The 18923-nt window shown below is 55.5% G+C and carries 16 protein-coding genes; 13 read left to right on the plus strand and 3 right to left on the minus strand.

The window, feature by feature from the left end:
* The first annotated feature begins 10 nt into the window (after positions 1–10).
* From LKR43_RS10435 to lon, 9 genes are all read left to right on the plus strand, one after another.
* Positions 11–340 carry a UxaA family hydrolase gene (locus tag LKR43_RS10435; protein ID WP_227683996.1) on the plus strand — a complete coding sequence of 110 codons (330 nt, stop codon included), beginning with the start codon at positions 11–13 and terminating at the stop codon, positions 338–340.
* A complete protein-coding gene (locus tag LKR43_RS10440) occupies positions 333–1553 on the plus strand; it encodes a UxaA family hydrolase (RefSeq protein ID WP_227683997.1) in 1221 nt (406 codons plus the stop codon). The genes LKR43_RS10435 and LKR43_RS10440 overlap by 8 nt, the downstream gene beginning before the upstream one ends.
* Positions 1550–2368: a sugar phosphate isomerase/epimerase gene (locus tag LKR43_RS10445; protein ID WP_227683998.1), complete on the plus strand. Its 819-nt coding sequence runs from the start codon at positions 1550–1552 to the stop codon at positions 2366–2368. Before LKR43_RS10440 ends, LKR43_RS10445 begins: the two co-directional genes overlap by 4 nt.
* Before the next feature lie 18 nt (positions 2369–2386).
* Positions 2387–3139 carry a fumarylacetoacetate hydrolase family protein gene (locus LKR43_RS10450; protein WP_227683999.1) on the plus strand — a complete coding sequence of 251 codons (753 nt, stop codon included), beginning with the start codon at positions 2387–2389 and terminating at the stop codon, positions 3137–3139.
* Positions 3140–3161: 22 nt separating this feature from the next.
* On the plus strand, positions 3162–4019 hold the full coding sequence (locus tag LKR43_RS10455; RefSeq protein WP_227684000.1) for an alpha/beta hydrolase: 858 nt from the start codon (positions 3162–3164) through the stop codon (positions 4017–4019).
* A 129-nt stretch (positions 4020–4148) separates the two neighbouring features.
* Positions 4149–5459, plus strand: coding sequence for a trigger factor (tig, locus tag LKR43_RS10460; protein ID WP_227684001.1), 1311 nt, complete (start codon positions 4149–4151; stop codon positions 5457–5459).
* Positions 5460–6116 carry an ATP-dependent Clp endopeptidase proteolytic subunit ClpP gene (gene clpP, locus LKR43_RS10465; RefSeq protein ID WP_227684002.1) on the plus strand — a complete coding sequence of 219 codons (657 nt, stop codon included), beginning with the start codon at positions 5460–5462 and terminating at the stop codon, positions 6114–6116. It begins immediately after the preceding gene.
* Between the two features lie 92 nt (positions 6117–6208).
* Complete coding sequence (gene clpX, locus LKR43_RS10470; RefSeq protein ID WP_227684003.1) at positions 6209–7516, plus strand: ATP-dependent Clp protease ATP-binding subunit ClpX; 1308 nt, start codon at positions 6209–6211, stop codon at positions 7514–7516.
* A gap of 155 nt (positions 7517–7671) precedes the next feature.
* Positions 7672–10149 carry an endopeptidase La gene (gene lon / locus LKR43_RS10475; protein WP_227684004.1) on the plus strand — a complete coding sequence of 826 codons (2478 nt, stop codon included), beginning with the start codon at positions 7672–7674 and terminating at the stop codon, positions 10147–10149.
* 102 nt (positions 10150–10251) lie between these two features.
* Here lon and LKR43_RS10480 read toward each other — a convergent pair whose 3' ends face one another.
* The 3 genes from LKR43_RS10480 to LKR43_RS10490 form a co-directional block, all read right to left on the minus strand.
* The gene (locus LKR43_RS10480) at positions 10252–11763 is read right to left on the minus strand and encodes a GGDEF domain-containing protein (RefSeq protein WP_227684005.1); all 1512 of its coding nucleotides are present in this window, start codon (positions 11761–11763) and stop codon (positions 10252–10254) included.
* 213 nt (positions 11764–11976) lie between these two features.
* Positions 11977–12639: a transcriptional repressor LexA gene (lexA, locus tag LKR43_RS10485; protein ID WP_227684006.1), complete on the minus strand. Its 663-nt coding sequence runs from the start codon at positions 12637–12639 to the stop codon at positions 11977–11979.
* A 126-nt stretch (positions 12640–12765) separates the two neighbouring features.
* Positions 12766–13968, minus strand: coding sequence for an amino acid aminotransferase (locus LKR43_RS10490; RefSeq protein WP_227684007.1), 1203 nt, complete (start codon positions 13966–13968; stop codon positions 12766–12768).
* Between the two features lie 75 nt (positions 13969–14043).
* On the opposite strand from LKR43_RS10490, the gene uvrB reads away from it, so the two are divergent.
* From uvrB to LKR43_RS10510, 4 genes are all read left to right on the plus strand, one after another.
* Positions 14044–16068, plus strand: a complete 2025-nt coding sequence (gene uvrB, locus LKR43_RS10495; RefSeq protein WP_227684008.1) for an excinuclease ABC subunit UvrB — start codon at positions 14044–14046, stop codon at positions 16066–16068.
* 378 nt (positions 16069–16446) lie between these two features.
* Entirely contained in the window at positions 16447–16938 is a 492-nt protein-coding gene (locus LKR43_RS10500; protein WP_227684009.1) for a low molecular weight protein-tyrosine-phosphatase, read from the plus strand.
* 228 nt (positions 16939–17166) lie between these two features.
* The gene (iscR, locus tag LKR43_RS10505) at positions 17167–17682 is read left to right on the plus strand and encodes a Fe-S cluster assembly transcriptional regulator IscR (protein WP_227684010.1); all 516 of its coding nucleotides are present in this window, start codon (positions 17167–17169) and stop codon (positions 17680–17682) included.
* Between the two features lie 19 nt (positions 17683–17701).
* Positions 17702–18913 carry an IscS subfamily cysteine desulfurase gene (locus LKR43_RS10510; RefSeq protein WP_227684011.1) on the plus strand — a complete coding sequence of 404 codons (1212 nt, stop codon included), beginning with the start codon at positions 17702–17704 and terminating at the stop codon, positions 18911–18913.
* The last annotated feature ends 10 nt before the right edge of the window (positions 18914–18923 follow it).

The raw sequence follows: 18923 nt of genomic DNA on the forward strand, positions 1-18923 counted from the left end.
GGAGACTACATTGAACTCGATTGACAAAGCTGCCATACAGATTCGTGATGTTGACCATGTCGCTACGGCGATTCACGAGCTGCTGCCTGGTGAGCTTGTAAAAATTCGTGGCGCCCTCGAAGAGTACGAGGTGCCTGTGCATGAGCTCATTCCGACAGGGCACAAGATCGCACTGCGTGACATTGCTTTAAACGAAGAAATTATCAAGTACGGCGAGGTTATCGGTTCGGCTACCTCTGCCATTGGCGCGGGACATCTGGTCCATGTGCATAACTGCCGCGGCTTGAAGGCCAGGCGCTTTTCAGGCCCTTCTCAGACGGGAGGCAAGCAAGATGGTTGATACTAAATTTATGGGATATCGCCGCAGCAACGGAGCCATAGGGATACGGAACCACGTGCTGATTATTCCCACCGTGTCATGCGTGAACCGGGTGGCCATGGACATTGCAAATAAGGCGGGTGGTGTTACTTTCATGCATCCATACGGCTGTACATTCGATGCCGAAGAAAATGCCATCACTGAGCATTCATATATAGGACACGGACTGCATCCCAACGTAGGTGCGGTGCTTGTGCTAAGTCTGGGCTGCGAGACAGCTTCTGCGTCACGAGTGGCCAGCGAAATTGCCAAGTCCGGCAAAAGGGTAGAAACGCTTATTGTCCAGCACGAGGGTGGCTCCCGCACAACCGGTGCGGCGGGGATAGCGCTGGTAAGGGAAATGCGTCGCGAGCTCGATGCCCAGCCTATGGAAGAAGGTGACCTGTCGGAGTTGTTGGTCGCGCTGGAATGCGGCTCATCCGATGCATTTTCAGGCTTGACGGCTAATCCTGCAGTGGGTGAAGCGGCTGACATCATAGTGTCTCATGGAGGGACAGTAATCCTGTCGGAAGTGACAGAAATGGTTGGGGCGGAGCAAGTGCTGGCGCGACGTGGAAAGTCTGATCAGATCAAACAAGAACTCCTCAGCCTGATTAAAAAATACGAGGTGGATCTGTCATTGTCCACTGAGGATGACAGCGGAATATTCATTTCCCCGGGTAATGTTGCCGGTGGCCTGACCACTATCGAAGAAAAGTCCCTGGGGTGTATCTACAAGGCGGGCACAAAAGCCATTACGCAGATCGTCGATTATGGCGAGGCTCCTACTGAAAGGGGCGTCATCATCATGGATACACCGGGATTTGATATTGCCTCGGTTACAGGAAAGGTGGCGGGTGGTGCGCACATGGTTCTGTTCACTACCGGAAAAGGAACTCCTACAGGCTCGTCCATTGCACCTGTCGTGAAGATCAGTTCAAACAATAAAACCTTCCGCCATTTGAGCGAAGACACCGATATTAGTGCGGGTGACGTACTTGAAGGTACCAAGACGCTCAAACAGGTGGGCGTCGAGATTGCAGACCTTGTGATGGAAATTGCCCGTGGCAAGGAGGCCAAGGGGGAGTATTTCAACATCCAGGAGTTTGCCATTCCCAATGTCAGCGTGGTCAAGAAGGAAGTGATCCATGCCAAGCTGGCTCAACAGAACGATTATCGATTTGTACAGTCATGAAACTTGCTTACATGTACGCGACACCAGATGTCCGGCACTCCAAAGTAACGGCGATCCAGGGTGATATCAAGCCCACGTTGGCAAAGATTCGTCAGGTGGGTTATGAAGGGGTGGAGCTTCTCGTCTGCGATCCTGCCCGCATTGATGCCAACGCACTCGAGGATGCCGCCAACCAAGAAGGTCTGGACGTGCCAGCCGTCTGTACGGGCGAGGTATATGGTGAGGCCGGCCTGTCGTTCGCTGATGCTGATCCTGAACGACGCCAGCGGGCTATCGACCGAATGAAGGCGGCGATGGCACTCGCCCAGCGTTTCGGTGCGGCGGTTAACGTCGGACGTTTGCGTGGGCGCTACCAGGACGGTGTTTCGCCTGAGCAGACTTTGGACTGGATCGCCCGGGCATTGGCTGAGTGCGCGCGCGAATACCCTGATACCCGCATCGTTATGGAGCCGGTGAATCACTTGTACGCTAATTGCCTTATGGGCACGAGTGACATGCTGGAATTTATCGACAGGGTGGCGTTGCCCAATGTGGGGATCATGCTGGATATGGTGCACATGCTGGTGGAGGGTGAAGATATAGAAAAATCCTTGCTCCAGGCGCAGCAACGCAACTGCCTTTGGCATTTTCACGTCAGTGATTCCGAACGTTTGCCGGTAGGTGACGGATCATACGATATTGCTGCGGTCTTCCAGGCACTTGAGAAGGCATCCTACGATCAGTACGTAACGGTCGAAACCTTCCAGATTCCCGATAGCGGGCATGCCATCCAGGCCAGTTTCAACGCCCTTCGTCCTTATTTCTATTCAACTTGATTTGCAAAAGGTATTTTCATGAAAGTCGCGCGGTTTTCTTCTATTGACGGTGTTGCCCATGGTGTTGTCGAAGGCGACAGTGTAAAAGTCTTGCGTGGAGGTCTGTTCGACGAGTTCGAATATACCGGAAAAGAATATCCGCTGGCCGATGTGCAGCTGTTAGCGCCGGTCGAGCCCGGCAAGCTAGTGTGTGTCGGGCTCAATTATCGGCTGCACGCCGAAGAGTCCGGTGTTCCCGTACCCGACGAGCCGATGCTGTTCATGTGCTCGCCCCAAGCTATTGTGGCCCAGGGAGACACTATTGTGCTGGACAATCATAGTGATCGCATCGACTTCGAGGCCGAGATTGCCATCGTGGTGGGGCGTGAAGGCAGGAACGTGCGTCGAAACGAGGCGAAAGACTATATTTTTGGATATACCTGCGCCAACGATGTATCGAACCGTGACCTTCAGCGTAAAGATGGCCAATTTACCCGGGCCAAGTCCTTCGATACATACAAACCTCTCGGACCCTGGATAGAAACCAGCCTTGATCCTGACAACGTTGCCATTCAGCTATGGCAAAACGGTGAACTGCGTCAGTCATCCAATACCAATGACATGATTTTCCCGATTGCGAGGATCGTGGAGTTCGTGTCGGGAATCATGACGCTAAAGCCCGGTGATGTCATCATCACCGGCACGCCGTCAGGCGTTGGTCCCATGAAAAAGGGCGACACTATCGAGCTCGAGATAGAAGGCATTGGTCGCCTAGTTAACAAAGTTGTCTGACTTCTAGCCAGAGAGGGTCAGCATGGTTGGACGTCGATTCGACGGCATGGATCGCGCCACCCTTGATCGTGAATACGACAACGTGGCGAAGATTGATCCGGACGCATTCAAGCGCGTGCTGGCCACTCTGGAGCAGAAAAGCGTCGCAGCGCGTGAGAGGTATGAAGCCGTGCTCGATGTGCCCTACGGCTCAGGCGAGCTGGAGCGCCTCGATATATTCCGTACCGGCCGTCAGGGCAGTAGGGTGAATGTCTTTTTTCACGGCGGCTATTGGCAAATGTTGGATAAGCAGGGTTTCAGCTATGTGGCCGATGGCCTGGTGCCACACGATATCGCCTCCGTCGTCGTTAACTATCCTTTGATGCCGCAGGCGAGTATGCATGATCTGGTTGCCGCCTGCGAGCGTGCGTTATGCTGGGTGCTGGGCAATATCGAACGCTTTGGCGGAGATCCGGAACGTGTCTCCATATCGGGACACTCAGCAGGAGCGCATTTGGTGGCGATGCTGCTGGCCGGAGGTGTTCAGGAGCCGAGATATGAACTCCCACGTCTGGCCAGCGCCTGCGCGATCAGCGGAATCTACGACCTTCAGCCAATACGGCTGTCCTTTGTCAACGACAATCTGGGGTTGACGAAGGAAGCTGCCAGGCAGTTCAGCCCGGTGCTGATGGATCGTCAGGTAAAGTGTCCTTTGTCCGTGCTGGTTGGTGGTGCAGAAGGCAGCGAATACCTGCGTCAATCGGTCGAGTTAGTCCAGGCATGGAGGCAATTGCCGAATATCCCTGCGCTGACGGTGCTCGAGGGCGAGAATCATTTCTCTCTCAGGTCGCAGCTGGGGGACGCCTCGAGCAGCGTGGTTGCGCGGCTGCTGGAGACCTGATATTTGCGCTTGCCGGGTATTCCAAATCTTTCCCGTTTTCTGGAAAATCACCCGTTTTTCGTGGTCAGGGCGAGTTTCCGGTAAAATGTCCTGTTCATTTCTTTAATTATTCATTTATATAGGTCCCTAATGCAGCCCGAGGTTGAAATTTTGTCTGGTCTGGAGCGCCGTGTAGATCTGGCCGTCTCGATCGCCGACGTAGAAAAAGAAGTCCAGGCGCAACTCAAACGCGTCGCTCGTACTGCCAAAGTTCAAGGTTTTCGCCCAGGCAAAGCTCCGCTTTCCCTGATCGAGCGTAGCCATGGGCCCGGCATCCGCTACGACGTAATCAATTCCGAAGTGGGTCGCTCGCTGGATAAGGTAATCGGTGAGTCCAAGTTGCGCGTGGCTGGTACGCCCAATCTGGAACCCAAGACCGAAGGCGTCGAAGAGGGCGTCATGGCTTTCACCGCCACCTTCGAGGTTTATCCCGAAGTGCAGGTGCCGGATCTGAAGGCTTTGAAGGTTACGCGTGCCAATGTGCAGGTCGGCGATGCCGAGGTTCAGCGCACCATCGATATCCTGCGCAAGCAGCGTGCCACCTACGAAGCACGTGAAGACCGCGCAGCGCAAGACGATGACCGCGTCACGCTGGACTTCACAGGTACTATCGACGGCGTTGCCTTCGAAGGCGGTTCCGCCGAGAAATTCCCCTTTGTCCTGGGTCAGGGCCGTATGTTGCCCGAGTTTGAAACCGCAGTGCGCGGCATGAAGGCCGGCGAATCCAAGACCTTCCCGCTGAACTTCCCTGAAGACTACGGCAGCAAGGAAGTGGCCGGTAAAACCGCCGAGTTCGCCATTACGGTTACTGAAGTGGCTGAGGCCATCCTGCCCGAACTCGACGCCGAGTTCGCAAAATCGCTGGGTCAGCCAGAAGGCGACATCGAAAAATTGCTGGCCGACGTGCGCAGCAACATCGAGCGTGAAGTCAAGGTACGCGCACAGGCCCGCAGCAAGGCCAGCGTCATGGATGCCCTGGTTGAAGCTTGCTCCTTTGATGTTCCCAAGGCTCTGGTCGATAACGACGCACAAGGTCGTGTTACTGCTGCCCGCGAAGAGCTCAAGCAGCGTGGCGTGCCCAATGCCGACTCCGTGCCAATTCCTGTCGAAGCCTTCACGGCCGAGTCCGAGCGTCGCGTGCGCCTGGGCTTGCTGGTGTCCGAACTGGTACAGGCTGCCGACCTTCAGGCCAAGCCCGAGCAGGTTCGCACCCGTATCGAAGAGTTCGCACAAAACTACGAGCAGCCTGCGCAAGTGGTCGCGTATTATCTGTCCGATCGTCAGCGTCGTGCCGAGATCGAAGCCATTGTGCTGGAAGACAACGTGGTCGAACACGTCATGTCCAATGCCCAGGTAACCGATGAAGATGTAGCTTTCGAAGAACTCATGGGGACTAACTAAATGTCACGTTTTACCGATTTTTACGCCTCAATGTACGGTGGTGACTCGGTGACCCCTACGGGGTTGGGCTACGTGCCCATTGTGATAGAGCAGTCCGGCCGCGGCGAGCGGTCTTACGATATCTACTCGCGCTTGTTGCGCGAGCGGGTCATTTTCTTTGTCGGGCCAGTTAACGACCACACCGCCAATCTGGTGGTGGCGCAGCTGTTGTTTCTCGAATCCGAGAACCCCGACAAGGACATTTCCCTGTATATCAACTCGCCCGGTGGCTCGGTGTATGCAGGCATGGCCATCTACGACACCATGCAGTTCATCAAACCCGAGATCTCCACCTTGTGCACCGGTATCGCGGCCAGTATGGGTGCATTCCTGCTGGCAGCCGGCACCAAGGGCAAGCGCTATACCTTGCCCAATTCGCGCATCATGATTCACCAGCCGTCTGGTGGTGCTCAGGGCCAGGCGTCCGATATCCAGATCCAGGCACGGGAAATTCTCGACCTGCGTGAACGGCTGAACGCAATTCTGGCCAAAAACACTGGCCAGTCCATCGAGCGCATAGCCGAGGACACCGAGCGTGATAATTTCATGTCGGCTGAAGATGCGGTATCGTATGGTTTGGTAGATAAAGTCCTGGTCTCACGCGCCGACGAGGCTTGATGCTGACAGGTGGCCGGTGAACGCTCCGGCGTTCACCGCTGATTATCCGGCAGGCAACATGGTTCTGCCAGCCGAACTTAACGAAGAGTTTTATGCCCGAAAAAAAAGGACCGACGGACGATAAAGCATTGCATTGCTCGTTCTGCAATAAAAGCCAGCACGAGGTACGCAAGCTTATCGCAGGGCCGTCGGTGTTCATTTGCGACGAATGTATCGACCTTTGCAACGATATCATTGTCGAAGAAAGCCAGGAAGCCGCTCGTGATGCGATCCGCAACGAGCTGCCTACACCTGAAGAGATCAAAGGTTTTCTTGACGGCTACGTCATTGGACAAGATAGCCCCAAGCGCACGCTGGCCGTGGCGGTCTACAACCACTACAAGCGTGTGCGTTATGGCGAGGTCAAGGGCGACGACGTCGAGCTCTCCAAAAGCAATATCCTGCTGATCGGCCCTACCGGCTCAGGCAAAACGCTGCTGGCCCAAACGCTGGCTCGCATGCTCGACGTACCCTTTGTCATGGCCGATGCCACGACGCTTACTGAAGCCGGGTATGTGGGTGAAGACGTCGAGAATATCGTTCAGAAGTTATTGCAGAACTGCAACTACGATGTCGACAAGGCGCAGCGCGCCATTATCTACATCGACGAAATCGACAAGATCTCTCGCAAAGCCGACAATCCGTCCATTACGCGCGATGTCTCGGGCGAGGGCGTGCAGCAGGCTTTGCTCAAGCTCATCGAAGGCACCGTGGCATCGGTGCCTCCACAGGGCGGGCGCAAGCATCCCAACCAGGACTTCGTTCAGGTCGACACGACCAATATTCTGTTCATTGTGGGCGGTGCCTTCGACGGACTCGACAAGGTCATCCGTGACCGCACCGAACGCTCGGGCATAGGTTTCTCGGCTTCCGTGCGTGCGAAAACAGAGCGTGGCGTGGGCGAGCTGTTCGCCGAAGTCGAGCCCGAAGACTTGATCAAGTTCGGACTTATTCCGGAACTGGTCGGTCGCTTGCCCGTGGTGGCCACGCTGGAAGAGCTGCAGGAAGAAACCCTGGTGCGTATTCTGACCGAACCGCGCAACTCGCTGATCAAGCAGTTTCAGAAACTGTTTGAAATGGAAGAGGTCGAGCTTGAAGTCCGGCCTGGCGCGCTCAAGGCCATTGCGCAGCGTGCCATCAAACGGCGCACGGGCGCGCGCGGGCTTCGTTCCATCGTCGAGCAGGCCTTGTTGGGCACCATGTATGAACTTCCTTCCAGGAAGAACGTCAAACGTGTTGTGCTCGACGAAAAGTCTATTACCGGCCAGGGTACGCCCATGCTGATTTACCAAGACGAAGCCGAAGCCGGCGACGAAAACAAGCAGAGTCCCGGTAAAAAATTAAAAAATGCCGCAGCCTAAGGGAGCTTGTAGATTACCCCTATGGAAAGCAGAGCAGGCGCTTTGTAGACTTGAAATACTGGCTATCGTCACTACATACATGCACAGGTAGTACTAAAAAAGGGAGGCCTAGGCTTCCCTTTTGCTAATTACAGGTCAACTTTAAGGAAATGACTATGTCTGCAAGCCAGATTCTTTCTTCGGAACCGACGGACTTGCCGCTGTTGCCTTTGCGCGACGTAGTGGTGTTTCCGCATATGGTGATTCCCCTGTTCGTAGGCCGTCCGCGTTCAATCAAGGCGCTGGAATTGGCCATGGAATCCGGCAATAACATCATGCTGGTGGCGCAGAAGTCGGCCAGCAAAGATGATCCCACCCCCGAGGATCTCTACAGCATTGGTTGCGTAGCCAGCATTCTGCAAATGCTCAAGCTGCCCGATGGCACCGTCAAGGTGTTGGTTGAAGGCTTGCAACGCGCAACCATACAATCTGTAACCGAGGCCGAAACTCATTTCACCGCCGTGGTTGTGCCGGTTGCACCCCCAGCCGATGAAACAGCCGAATCGGAAGCCTTGCGCCGCGCTGCGGTTGCTCAGTTCGAGCAGTACGTCAAGCTGAACAAGAAGATTCCCCAGGAAATTCTTACGTCGCTTACCGGCATCGACGATGCCGGCCGTCTGGCCGACACCATTTCTGCACACCTGCCGCTAAAGCTGGAACAGAAGCAGCAAATGCTCGAAGTCACCGGCACCTCAGAGCGGCTGGAAAACCTGCTGGCGCAGCTTGAGTCCGAAATCGACATCCTCCAGGTCGAAAAGCGCATACGCGGGCGCGTGAAGAAGCAAATGGAAAAGAGCCAGCGCGATTACTATCTGAATGAGCAGGTAAAAGCCATACAGAAAGAATTGGGCGAGGGCGAAGAGGGCGCCGACATCGAGGAACTCGAAAAGAAGATCGCCGCTGCCCAGTTGCCCAAGGAAGCTCAAAAGAAGGTCGATGCCGAGCTCAAGAAGCTGAAACTGATGTCGCCCATGTCGGCCGAAGCCACTGTCGTGCGCAACTACATCGACACGGTAATAGGGCTGCCTTGGCGCAAGAAAAGCCGCATCAACAATTCGATCTCGAACGCTGAAAGCGTACTGGATGCCGACCACTATGGCCTGGAGAAGGTCAAAGAGCGCATTATCGAGTATCTGGCCGTGCAGCAGCGGGTCGACAAGCTCAAGGCTCCCATCCTCTGCTTGGTCGGGCCTCCGGGCGTGGGCAAGACCTCGCTTGGGCAGTCCATCGCCCGTGCCACGAACCGCAAGTTCGTGCGCATGGCCCTGGGCGGTGTACGCGACGAAGCCGAGATCCGCGGGCATCGCCGTACCTACATAGGGTCCATGCCAGGCAAGATTCTGCAGAACATGAACAAGGTGGCTGTACGCAACCCCTTGTTCCTGCTCGATGAAATCGACAAGATGGGCGCCGACTTCCGGGGCGACCCCTCGTCGGCATTGCTCGAGGTGCTGGACCCCGAACAGAACCACACTTTCCAGGACCACTACATCGAAGTCGATTTCGACCTTTCCGATGTCATGTTCGTGGCGACCAGCAATACGCTGAACATTCCGCCGGCGCTGCTGGATCGCATGGAAGTGATTCGCCTGTCGGGCTACACCGAAGACGAAAAAGTGCATATTGCATTCGATCATCTGCTGCCCAAGCTCATGAAGAACAACGGTGTGCAGGAAGGCGAGATCACCATCGAAGAGTCGGCCATACGCGATATCGTGCGTTACTACACCCGTGAAGCAGGGGTGCGGGCGCTCGAGCGCGAAATCAGCAAGATCTGCCGCAAGGTCGTCAAGACGCTGCTGGCGGCCAATCCGTCCGCCACGAAGCTCAATCGCAACAAAGCGGCTGCTGCTGAACAGCCGGCCATACAGCGTATAACCGTCACTTCCGATAACCTCAGCGACTTCCTTGGCGTGCGCCGCTTCAATTTCGGCATGGCCGAGAAGGAAAACAAGGTCGGACAAGTCACAGGCCTGGCCTGGACCGAAGTGGGTGGCGATTTGCTTACCATCGAGGTCGCCGATATGCCGGGCAAGGGCGTAGTGCTGCGCACCGGATCGCTGGGCGATGTCATGAAGGAATCGGTCGAGGCTGCCCGCACCGTGGTTCGTGCGCGTGCCCAGAAATGGGGTATACCAAATACCGCATTTGAAAAACGCGATCTGCACGTGCACTTTCCTGAAGGCGCTACGCCCAAGGATGGCCCGTCAGCTGGCATTGCCATCACTACGGCCATGGTGTCTGCATTAACAGGTATTCCTGTGCGGGCCGACGTCGCCATGACGGGTGAAATTACTTTGCGTGGCGAGGTGCTCGGCATAGGCGGCCTCAAAGAGAAGCTGCTGGCTGCTCATCGCGGCGGGATCAAGGTTGTAATGATTCCCGAAGAGAACGTGAAAGATCTTGCCGATATCCCCGATAACGTCAAGAATCACCTGGAAATCATTCCAGTGCGCTGGATAGACCGTGTACTGGAAGTGGCCCTGCAGAGCCTGCCTACGCCGCTGTCAGACGAAGAAGTCGCCAGACTGGCAGCCGAGGCGGTCGCCAGTGCCAAGCCTGCAGAGTCTTCAGGTGGTCTGATGAAGCACTGATAATGCTGTAATGCTTACCTGGCTGGTCAGCCGGGTTGAAAGAGCCGGATACTGTGTTGCAGTATCCGGCTCTTCTTATTCCTGCCAGGCGCATGAATATGTCTAGATGACCGTGCTGCTTACCTGGTTCCTTCCCAGTTTCTTGGCGGTGTAAAGCTGAGCGTCTCCGTGGGCCATGAGTTTTTCTATTCCAGGATTCCCGCCGACTGTCGTTATTACACCAATGCTGACTGTCAATTGTGGCGGGTCGGTCCATGGATTGGGAAGCGCGAGCTCTGCGATGTTATGCGTGATGCGCTCTGCAACCTTTACGGCATTCTGGGCTGCGGTGTCCGGTAATAAACAGAGGAATTCGTCTCCACCATAACGAGCTGCCAGATCAGTAGCGCGGGTTGTGCTGTTATCCAAGACCTTGGCTACCGAGCATAAATATTTATCGCCAACGGTGTGTCCAAAGTGATCATTGATGCTTTTGAAATAATCGATATCGATGAAAAGCAGGCTGAGCGGAGAGGCTGTGCGTTGATTGCGTGCATATTCGTAGCTCAGCATCTGTTCAAAATGCCTGCGATTCGATAGCCCGGTCAAACTATCGGTAAGACTCAGGGCTTCCAGTTTCTCGTAAGCCGCCTGCAAAGCGTGTTGCTGCTGCCGGATGTGGCTGTTCTGGTCGGCCAGCAGGGCAGACAGCCGCCGATACCGAAGAAACGCTACATAAAAGCCGACTGCCAGTACAGCACCCGAGACGCTGGCCAGCTCCAACCAGAATTGTTGATCACGTTGTTGTTCATAGCGCTGAAAAAACTGGCGTTGTGCACCTTCGTGAATATGTATAGACGCCGATGCATCGATAACCGCCAGGTACTGGTCAGTTACCTGGACGAGCTGCTTGTGTTCCGCCGATGGGGAGAAATAGTAGCGATATGCCCTGGGGTTATTTTCAAGGGTGTATATGATCTCCAGGTCAAATAATTCCTGGTGGAATTGCTTTTCTATAAAAACAGTTTCGTTGTATACGGCAACGTCGATTGCCCCTTCCCGCAGTGCCTGGAACATCAGGTCACCGGTTGCTATGTCGTATGAATGAAGCTGAGACTCCGGCACGATCGCCTGGAGCGTGTGCTCGAGTGCAACTCCTTTAACTACCCCGACTTTGTAGTTGGCCAGATCATTAATGCTTTTTATGGAAAACGGTGATCCATGGCGTGCCAGGACTGCGTAATAGCTTTCATAATATGGTTCCGTAAACAGCCCGAGCTTCTCTCGCGCGGCTGTGCGGCTTATTGGCATAAAGACATCAACGTCTCCGGTTTGTACGTCCCGGATCTTTTCATGCACCGTTTTTGAATCGTTCACAAGCATCGTGAAGTCGATGCCAAGCTCATTGGCAATAAAGCAAAATATATCGGTGCTGATGCCACTGTAGCTTTGAGTGTCTTCATGGAATCGCGTAAGCGGCGGCGCACTCGCAGCGTATACCGTCAACTTAGGCATGGCGTGAAACTCAGCCAGTTGCTGTTCATCGACTGTTACGGGTTCCAGCAGCCGGATATTCTGCGCACCGTGGCAGGCAATCGCAGGGTTGGCAAACGCGACGGTGAACGCGACATTCAAGGCTGCAATGCCGCGCAACAGAGGGCGGGCCAGACTGTGTAAAGGCATAATGTTATAAAAACTAGCCTGGCGCTGTGTTGCGGAATCGGCGTAGTCGTACGGCGTGATCCGGACGAACCGCGCTCACGTTAAATCAATTTGGAAATTGATTTCAATTGTACATAATTAGCAACAACAGGGGGCCAATTGCCAATTGCCAATTACCAATTGCGATTAGTGCAGCGGTGTATTTCGAATCAGGCCGACCGCTATGCCTTCTATGGAAAATTCGTCGTTGGCGGTGACAATGATGGGCGCAAAGTCGGGATTTTCGGGCAGCAGTTCGATGTGGCTGCCGGCACGGGAAAAACGCTTGACGGTGACTTCTTCGCCTATGCGGGCGACGACGATCTGGCCATTGCGTGCATCGGGAGATTTTTTGACTGCGAGCAGGTCGCCATCGAGGATGCCGGCATTAAGCATGCTTAGGCCGCGCACGCGCAGGAGGTAGTCGGGGGTTTGACTGAACAGCGAGGGTTCTATGCCGATTTCGCGTTCGACGTGTTCGGCGGCAAGTATGGGGTTGCCGGCCGCGACCCGACCCACCAGGGGCACCAGCAACTGTGACAGTGCGGACGAAGCCTGCTGGATAAGGGTGGTGCCTGGCGAGGCGGGAATGAACGAATCGGTAAGGCGGATGCCGCGTGATGCACCTGCGGTCAGTTCAATGGCGCCTTTACGGGCCAGGGCCTTGATGTGGTCTTCAGCCGCATTGGCGGACTTGAACCCCAGCGCGCGGGCAATTTCGGCACGAGTGGGGGGAAAGCCGGTGCGCACGATTTCGCTGCGAATGAGTTCAAGAACTTGCTGCTGACGATCGGTAAGCTTGACGGCCATGGGTACCCTGACTGTGTTTATATACAGTCAGGATTTTGCAGTATTTCAGTGGAAAGATCAAGCGCCACACGAAGGCATGGGCTATTTGCCGGCACGCGGCGTGTGCGCACCGGCAGTAGTGCTGGTTCAGGCCAGCACTTTTGCGATGGCCGCGGCGACGTAGTCGATATTGCCGTTATTGAGCGCTGCGACGCAGATGCGGCCGCTGCTGACGGCGTAGACGCCATGCTCTTCGCGCAGGCGGTCGACCTGGTCTTTGGTGAGGCCCGAATAAGAGAACATACCGCGCTGGGCCAGCATGAAGTCAAAGTTCTGCGTGACTCCGTGGGCCTTGAGCTTTTCAACCATCTGTACGCGCATGGTGCGGATGCGTTCGCGCATGGTAGCCAGTTCCGTTGTCCAGAGGGTGTAGAGCTCGGGTGTGTTCAGAACCGTAGAAACCACTGTGCCACCGTGGGTGGGCGGGTTCGAGTAATTGGTGCGGATCACGCGCTTGAGCTGGCTGAGGACCCGGCCGCTTTCTTCGGTGCTGGAAGTGATCAGTGTAAGGGCGCCGACGCGCTCGCCATAGAGTGAGAACGATTTCGAGAATGACGAGCTGATGAGCATGGTCAGGTCAAGCTGGGCAAACAGGCGTACCACGGCAGCATCTTCTTCCAGGCCGTCGCCGAATCCCTGGTAGGCGATATCGAGAAACGGAACCAGGTTTCTGTTTTTGACGACTTCAGCGATTTGTTCCCATTGCTGGAAGGTGGGGTCAACGCCGGTGGGATTGTGGCAGCATGCGTGCAGGACGACGATGGTCTGTTCAGGCAAGGCTTGCAGCCCGGCCAGCATGCCTTCGAAGTTGAGCCCGCGGGTGGCTGCATCGTAGTAGGGGTAGGTTTCAACCACGAAGCCTGCGCGCTCGAACAGGGCGCGGTGGTTTTCCCAGCTGGGATCGCTGATGGCGACCTTGCTGTTGGGCAACAGCTGCCTGAGGAAGTCTGCACCAATTTTCAATGCGCCGGTACCACCCAGCGATTGGGCGGTCAGGACGCGGCCGCTGGCCAGCAAGGGCGAATCTTTGCCCAGCAGCAGGGTTTGAGCGCCTTTGTTGTAGCCCGGAATACCTTCGATAGGCAGGTAACCGCGGGCGGCGTGCGCCTGGATACGGGCCATTTCAGCCTGCTTGACGCACTCGAGCAACGGGAGGCGGCCCTCGTCGTCGTAGTAAACACCAACGCCGAGATTGACCTTCTGGGCGCGCGTATCGGCGTTATATTGTTCAACGAGACCAAGGATGGGGTCGCGCGGCGCAAGCTCGACCGATTCGAAAAGTGATTTCATTTGGGAGTTTGATGTGGGTAGAGAAAGAGGTAACAATAATGTGATAATAAGGGGTTTACCCTTAAAGTGTCCAGCATGATCGCAACAGCACCCGGTTTCGTCCAGTATCCAGACAGCCCGTTCCAGCTGTACCAGCCTTACCCGCCGGCCGGTGATCAGCCTGCGGCAATTGCAGCACTTACCGAGGGCATGAATGATGGTCTGATGTACCAGACGCTGCTGGGAGTGACTGGTTCCGGCAAGACCTACACCATGGCCAATGTCATTGCCCGCATGGGTCGTCCGGCCATCGTGCTGGCGCCCAACAAGACGCTGGCCGCACAGCTCTATGCAGAGATGCGGGAGTTTTTCCCCAACAATGCCGTTGAATATTTCGTGTCTTACTATGATTACTATCAGCCCGAGGCTTATGTCGCGGCGCGTGATTTGTTCATAGAAAAGGATTCGTCGATTAACGAGCACATCGAGCAAATGCGGCTTTCGGCCACCAAAAGCCTGCTCGAGCGGCGCGACACGGTCATTGTCGGTACGGTGTCCTGCATATATGGTATTGGCAATCCGGGCGATTACCACGCCATGGTGCTCACATTGCGTGCCGGCGACCGCATTGCGCGGCAAGAGCTACTGGGCCGGCTGGTTGCCATGCAATATGAGCGCAACGACGTCGAGTTCACCCGGGGGATTTTTCGGGCCCGTGGCGAAATCATTGATGTGTTCCCGGCCGAGCATGCCGAACTGGCCCTGCGTATTACTTTATTCGATGACGAGATCGAAACCTTGGAAATGTTCGATCCGCTGACCGGAAAAATCCGGCAGAAGGTACCGCGCTTTACGGTCTTTCCCAGTTCGCACTACGTTACGCCGCGTGAAACCGTGTTGCGGGCCATAGAAACCATCAAGCAGGAATTGCGCGAGCGCGCCGCCGAGCTGGTCGCAGATGGGAAGCTCGTTGAGGCACAGCGGCTTGAGCAACGTACCCGCTTTGACCTGGAAATGCTGCAGGAGCTTGGTTTTTGCAAGGGTATCGAAAATTACTCGCGTCACTTGTCAGGTGCGGCACCTGGCGAACCGCCGCCTACGCTGATCGATTATTTGCCCGCCGATGCCTTGATGTTCATCGATGAAAGCCATGTCACCATGGGGCAGCTCAGTGCCATGTATCGGGGCGACCGTTCACGCAAGTCGACACTGGTTCAGTTCGGTTTTCGCTTGCCTTCGGCCATGGACAACAGGCCTCTGAAGCTTGAGGAGTTCGAGCAGCGTATGCGCCAGTGTGTGTTCGTGTCGGCCACGCCGGCCGACTACGAAAAAGAGCACAGCGATAACGTTGTCGAACAGGTGGTCCGGCCCACCGGGCTGGTTGATCCGGTGGTGGAAGTGCGGCCGGCCCTGACGCAGGTCGACGATTTGCTGGGTGAAATCAAGCTGCGCGTTGCCGACCAGGAGAGGGTGCTGGTTACAACCCTGACCAAGCGCATGTCTGAAGACCTGACCGACTATCTGACGGAAAGTGGCCTGAAAGTTCGCTACCTGCATTCTGATATAGATACGGTCGAAAGGGTCGAAATCATACGCGACCTGCGCCTGGGCGTGTTCGACATCCTGGTGGGCATCAACTTGCTGCGTGAAGGGCTGGACATTCCCGAGGTTTCGCTGGTCGCCATTCTGGACGCGGACAAAGAAGGATTCCTGCGTTCGGAGCGCAGCCTTATCCAGACCATGGGCCGGGCGGCACGCAATCTGAATGGCAAGGCCATTCTGTATGCCGACCGTATTACCGACTCCATGCGTCGCGCCATGGACGAAACCGCCAGGCGCCGGGTCAAGCAACTGCAGTTCAACGAGGCTCATGGCATTACCGCACGCAGCGTCAGCAAGGCTGTGCGGGAAATGATCGATGGCGTCATGGCTGAACCAGAGCAGACCTCTGCCGCAGACCTGATTTCGCCCGACGTGCTGCGTGATGACAAGTCACTGGCCAGGGAAATCCGCCGTCTGGAAAAACTAATGATGGATCACGCCAGAAATCTGGAGTTTGAGCAGGCTGCTGCAGCGCGGGATGCCTTGAATCATCTTAAACAAAAAGCGCTGTTGTCCTGAGTGGGCGACGGCATGACGCGCCTGCAGCCTGGTTGGCCAGGCTATAAAAATGTTGGTATTCCCCAACATTTTTGAAGTTTTCATCATCCTGTCATCCGGCATATATTAGTTTGTCGGATGCAGATATTGCTTTTGCAATACCTAGGGTTTACCATTAATCCTTTATGGGATTTTTGCAAATCTTACATTCTTGTTGCACTGCATGAATATTGGCCTGACAGCCAGCCTGGCTTGGCGCACAGGCACATAAATATACAAAGAAAAACTGCTAAAGCCTTATGGTTTATAACTTTTTTTGCTTGTCAATATAGGCGGAAAAATATTGCGGTGCTGCAAAAATCCTTGCCTTACAACGGGTTTTCCCTCACACTCTCGGCTATGATGACTAAGGTACTTTTCGTTTGCATGGGTAATATCTGCCGCTCGCCGAGCGCAGAAGGTGTCTTTCGCCGTATGATCGACGAGGCGGGGCTCTCTGATGTGGTCGGCACCGATTCGGCTGGCACCCATAACTTTCACATTGGCGAAGCGCCTGATGCGCGCGCCCAGGCTGCTGCGCGCAAGCGCGGCTACGAGCTTTCGCATAGCGTCGCGCGCCAGATCTGTGCCGACGATTTTCGCGAGTTCGACCTGATCCTGTCTATGGATTGGGAAAATCTTTCCGCGCTGCAACAGCAGTGCCCCAAAGTATACCAGCACAAACTGATGCTGCTCATGCGCTTCGCCAACGAGTTCGAAGAGGCCACAGTGCCCGATCCCTACTATGGCGGCCCCGAGGGCTTTGGCAAGGTGCTGGATTATCTTGAAGATGCCTGTCAGGGCGTGCTCGAAATGGTGCGCAAGCGGGTCTTGCAGTATCAGGCAGCCTAAGCCTTTCTTGCATGCCATTCAAAAAACCGTGCTTCTTCGCACGGTTTTTTTTCGTCAGTTGTTTATGTACGCATCGGGTGCATATATCCGAGTGATTTGGTCGGAAATTTGTTATACTTGACCATATTGGTCGGATATAGGTCCGGCACCAATATCAGGTCAGACTGCAGGGCATGCCAGGGTGTGCGGCGGTTCAACCCAAACCAAGATTCAACCAAGGAAATCACCATGCGTTTAACAACCAAAGGACGTTTTGCGGTAACCGCCATGATAGACCTGGCGTTGCGGCAAAATAGCGGACCCGTCACATTGGCCGCCATCAGCGAGCGGCAAAATATCTCGCTGTCGTACCTGGAGCAATTGTTTGGCAAGCTGCGCCGGCACGAGCTGGTTGATAGCGTACGCGGCCCGGGTGGTGGCTATTCGCTAGCCACACTTGCGCGCAACATTACGGTGGCTGATATTATCTTCGCGGTCGATGAACCGCTCGATGCCACCAGTTGTGGCGGCAAGGAAAATTGCAATGTGGGCCGCAATGGCAGCAGCGGCAAATGCATGACCCACGAGCTTTGGTCCAATCTTAATCGTAAAATGATCGATTATCTTGATTCGGTCAGCCTGCAGGATCTGGCCGACCAGGAGCGCATGCGTCAGCTGCAGGAATCCTCGCGTTCAAAGTTGCCCCAATCCGCTACTATTCGAATTAACCGTTCACCCGACGCGCTCATCGCGTCCACCCAGTAACCTCATCAGGAATGACTCCATGGATACACGCCCCATTTATCTAGACTACTCGGCTACCACCCCGGTGGATCCTCGTGTTGTCCAGAAAATGGTGCCGTGGCTGTACGAGCGCTTCGGCAACGCGGCGTCCAACAGTCATGCTTACGGCTGGGATGCCGAAGAGGCCGTAGAGGCCGCCAGAAGCCAGGTCGCACAGCTGGTCAATGCCGATCCGCGTGAAATTGTCTGGACCTCCGGCGCCACCGAATCCAACAATCTGGCCATAAAGGGCACCGCGCAATTTCATGCCGGGCGCGGCAAGCACATCATCACGCTCAAAACCGAGCACAAGGCGGTGCTTGATACCTGCCGCGAGCTCGAGCGTGAAGGCTTCCAGGTCAGTTACCTCGACGTTCAGGAAAACGGCCTGCTGGATCTGAACGTACTGAAGTCAGCCTTGCAGGCCGACACCACACTGGTGTCCGTCATGCTGGTCAATAACGAAATCGGTGTCATTCAGGATATCGCTGCCATAGGTGACATTTGTCGCGAAAAGGGCGTCGTGTTTCATGTGGATGCGGCGCAGGCCACCGGTAAGGTTGCCATAGACCTGCAGGCACTCAATGTTGATCTTATGTCGTTTTCGGCGCACAAGACCTATGGTCCGAAAGGGGTGGGAGCCTTGTTCGTACGACGCAAGCCGCGCGCGCGTATTCAGGCCCAGATACACGGTGGCGGGCACGAACGCGGCATGCGTTCAGGCACTTTGCCTACGCACCAGATCGTCGGCATGGGCCATGCGTTCGTTCTCGCCGCCCTCGAGATGGCCACCGAGAACGAACGCATACGCGGTCTGCGTGACCGCTTGTGGGCAGGTTTGGCGCGCATTCCCGAAGTATTCCTGAATGGTGATCTTGAGCAGCGTGTACCGCATAACCTGAACGTCAGCTTCAGCCATATCGAAGGGGAAGCCCTGATCATGGGTCTCAAAGGCCTGGCCGTATCCAGCGGTTCGGCATGTACCTCGGCCAGCCTCGAACCGTCGCATGTCTTGCGAGCGCTGGGGCGCAGCGACGAGCTTGCTCACAGCTCCTTGCGTCTTTCGCTGGGGCGCTATACAACGGCTCAAGACATCGATGCAGCCATCGCACAAATTACGTCTCAGGTCGATCGCCTGCGCCAGTTGTCCCCGTTGTGGGAAATGGCCCAAGAGGGCGTAGACTTGAATTCGGTGCAATGGGCCTCATCTTAAAGTAAACGGG

Source organism: Pusillimonas sp. MFBS29 (assembly GCF_020687695.1).
In the GTDB taxonomy this organism is placed as follows: Bacteria; Pseudomonadota; Gammaproteobacteria; order Burkholderiales; family Burkholderiaceae_B; genus Pusillimonas_C.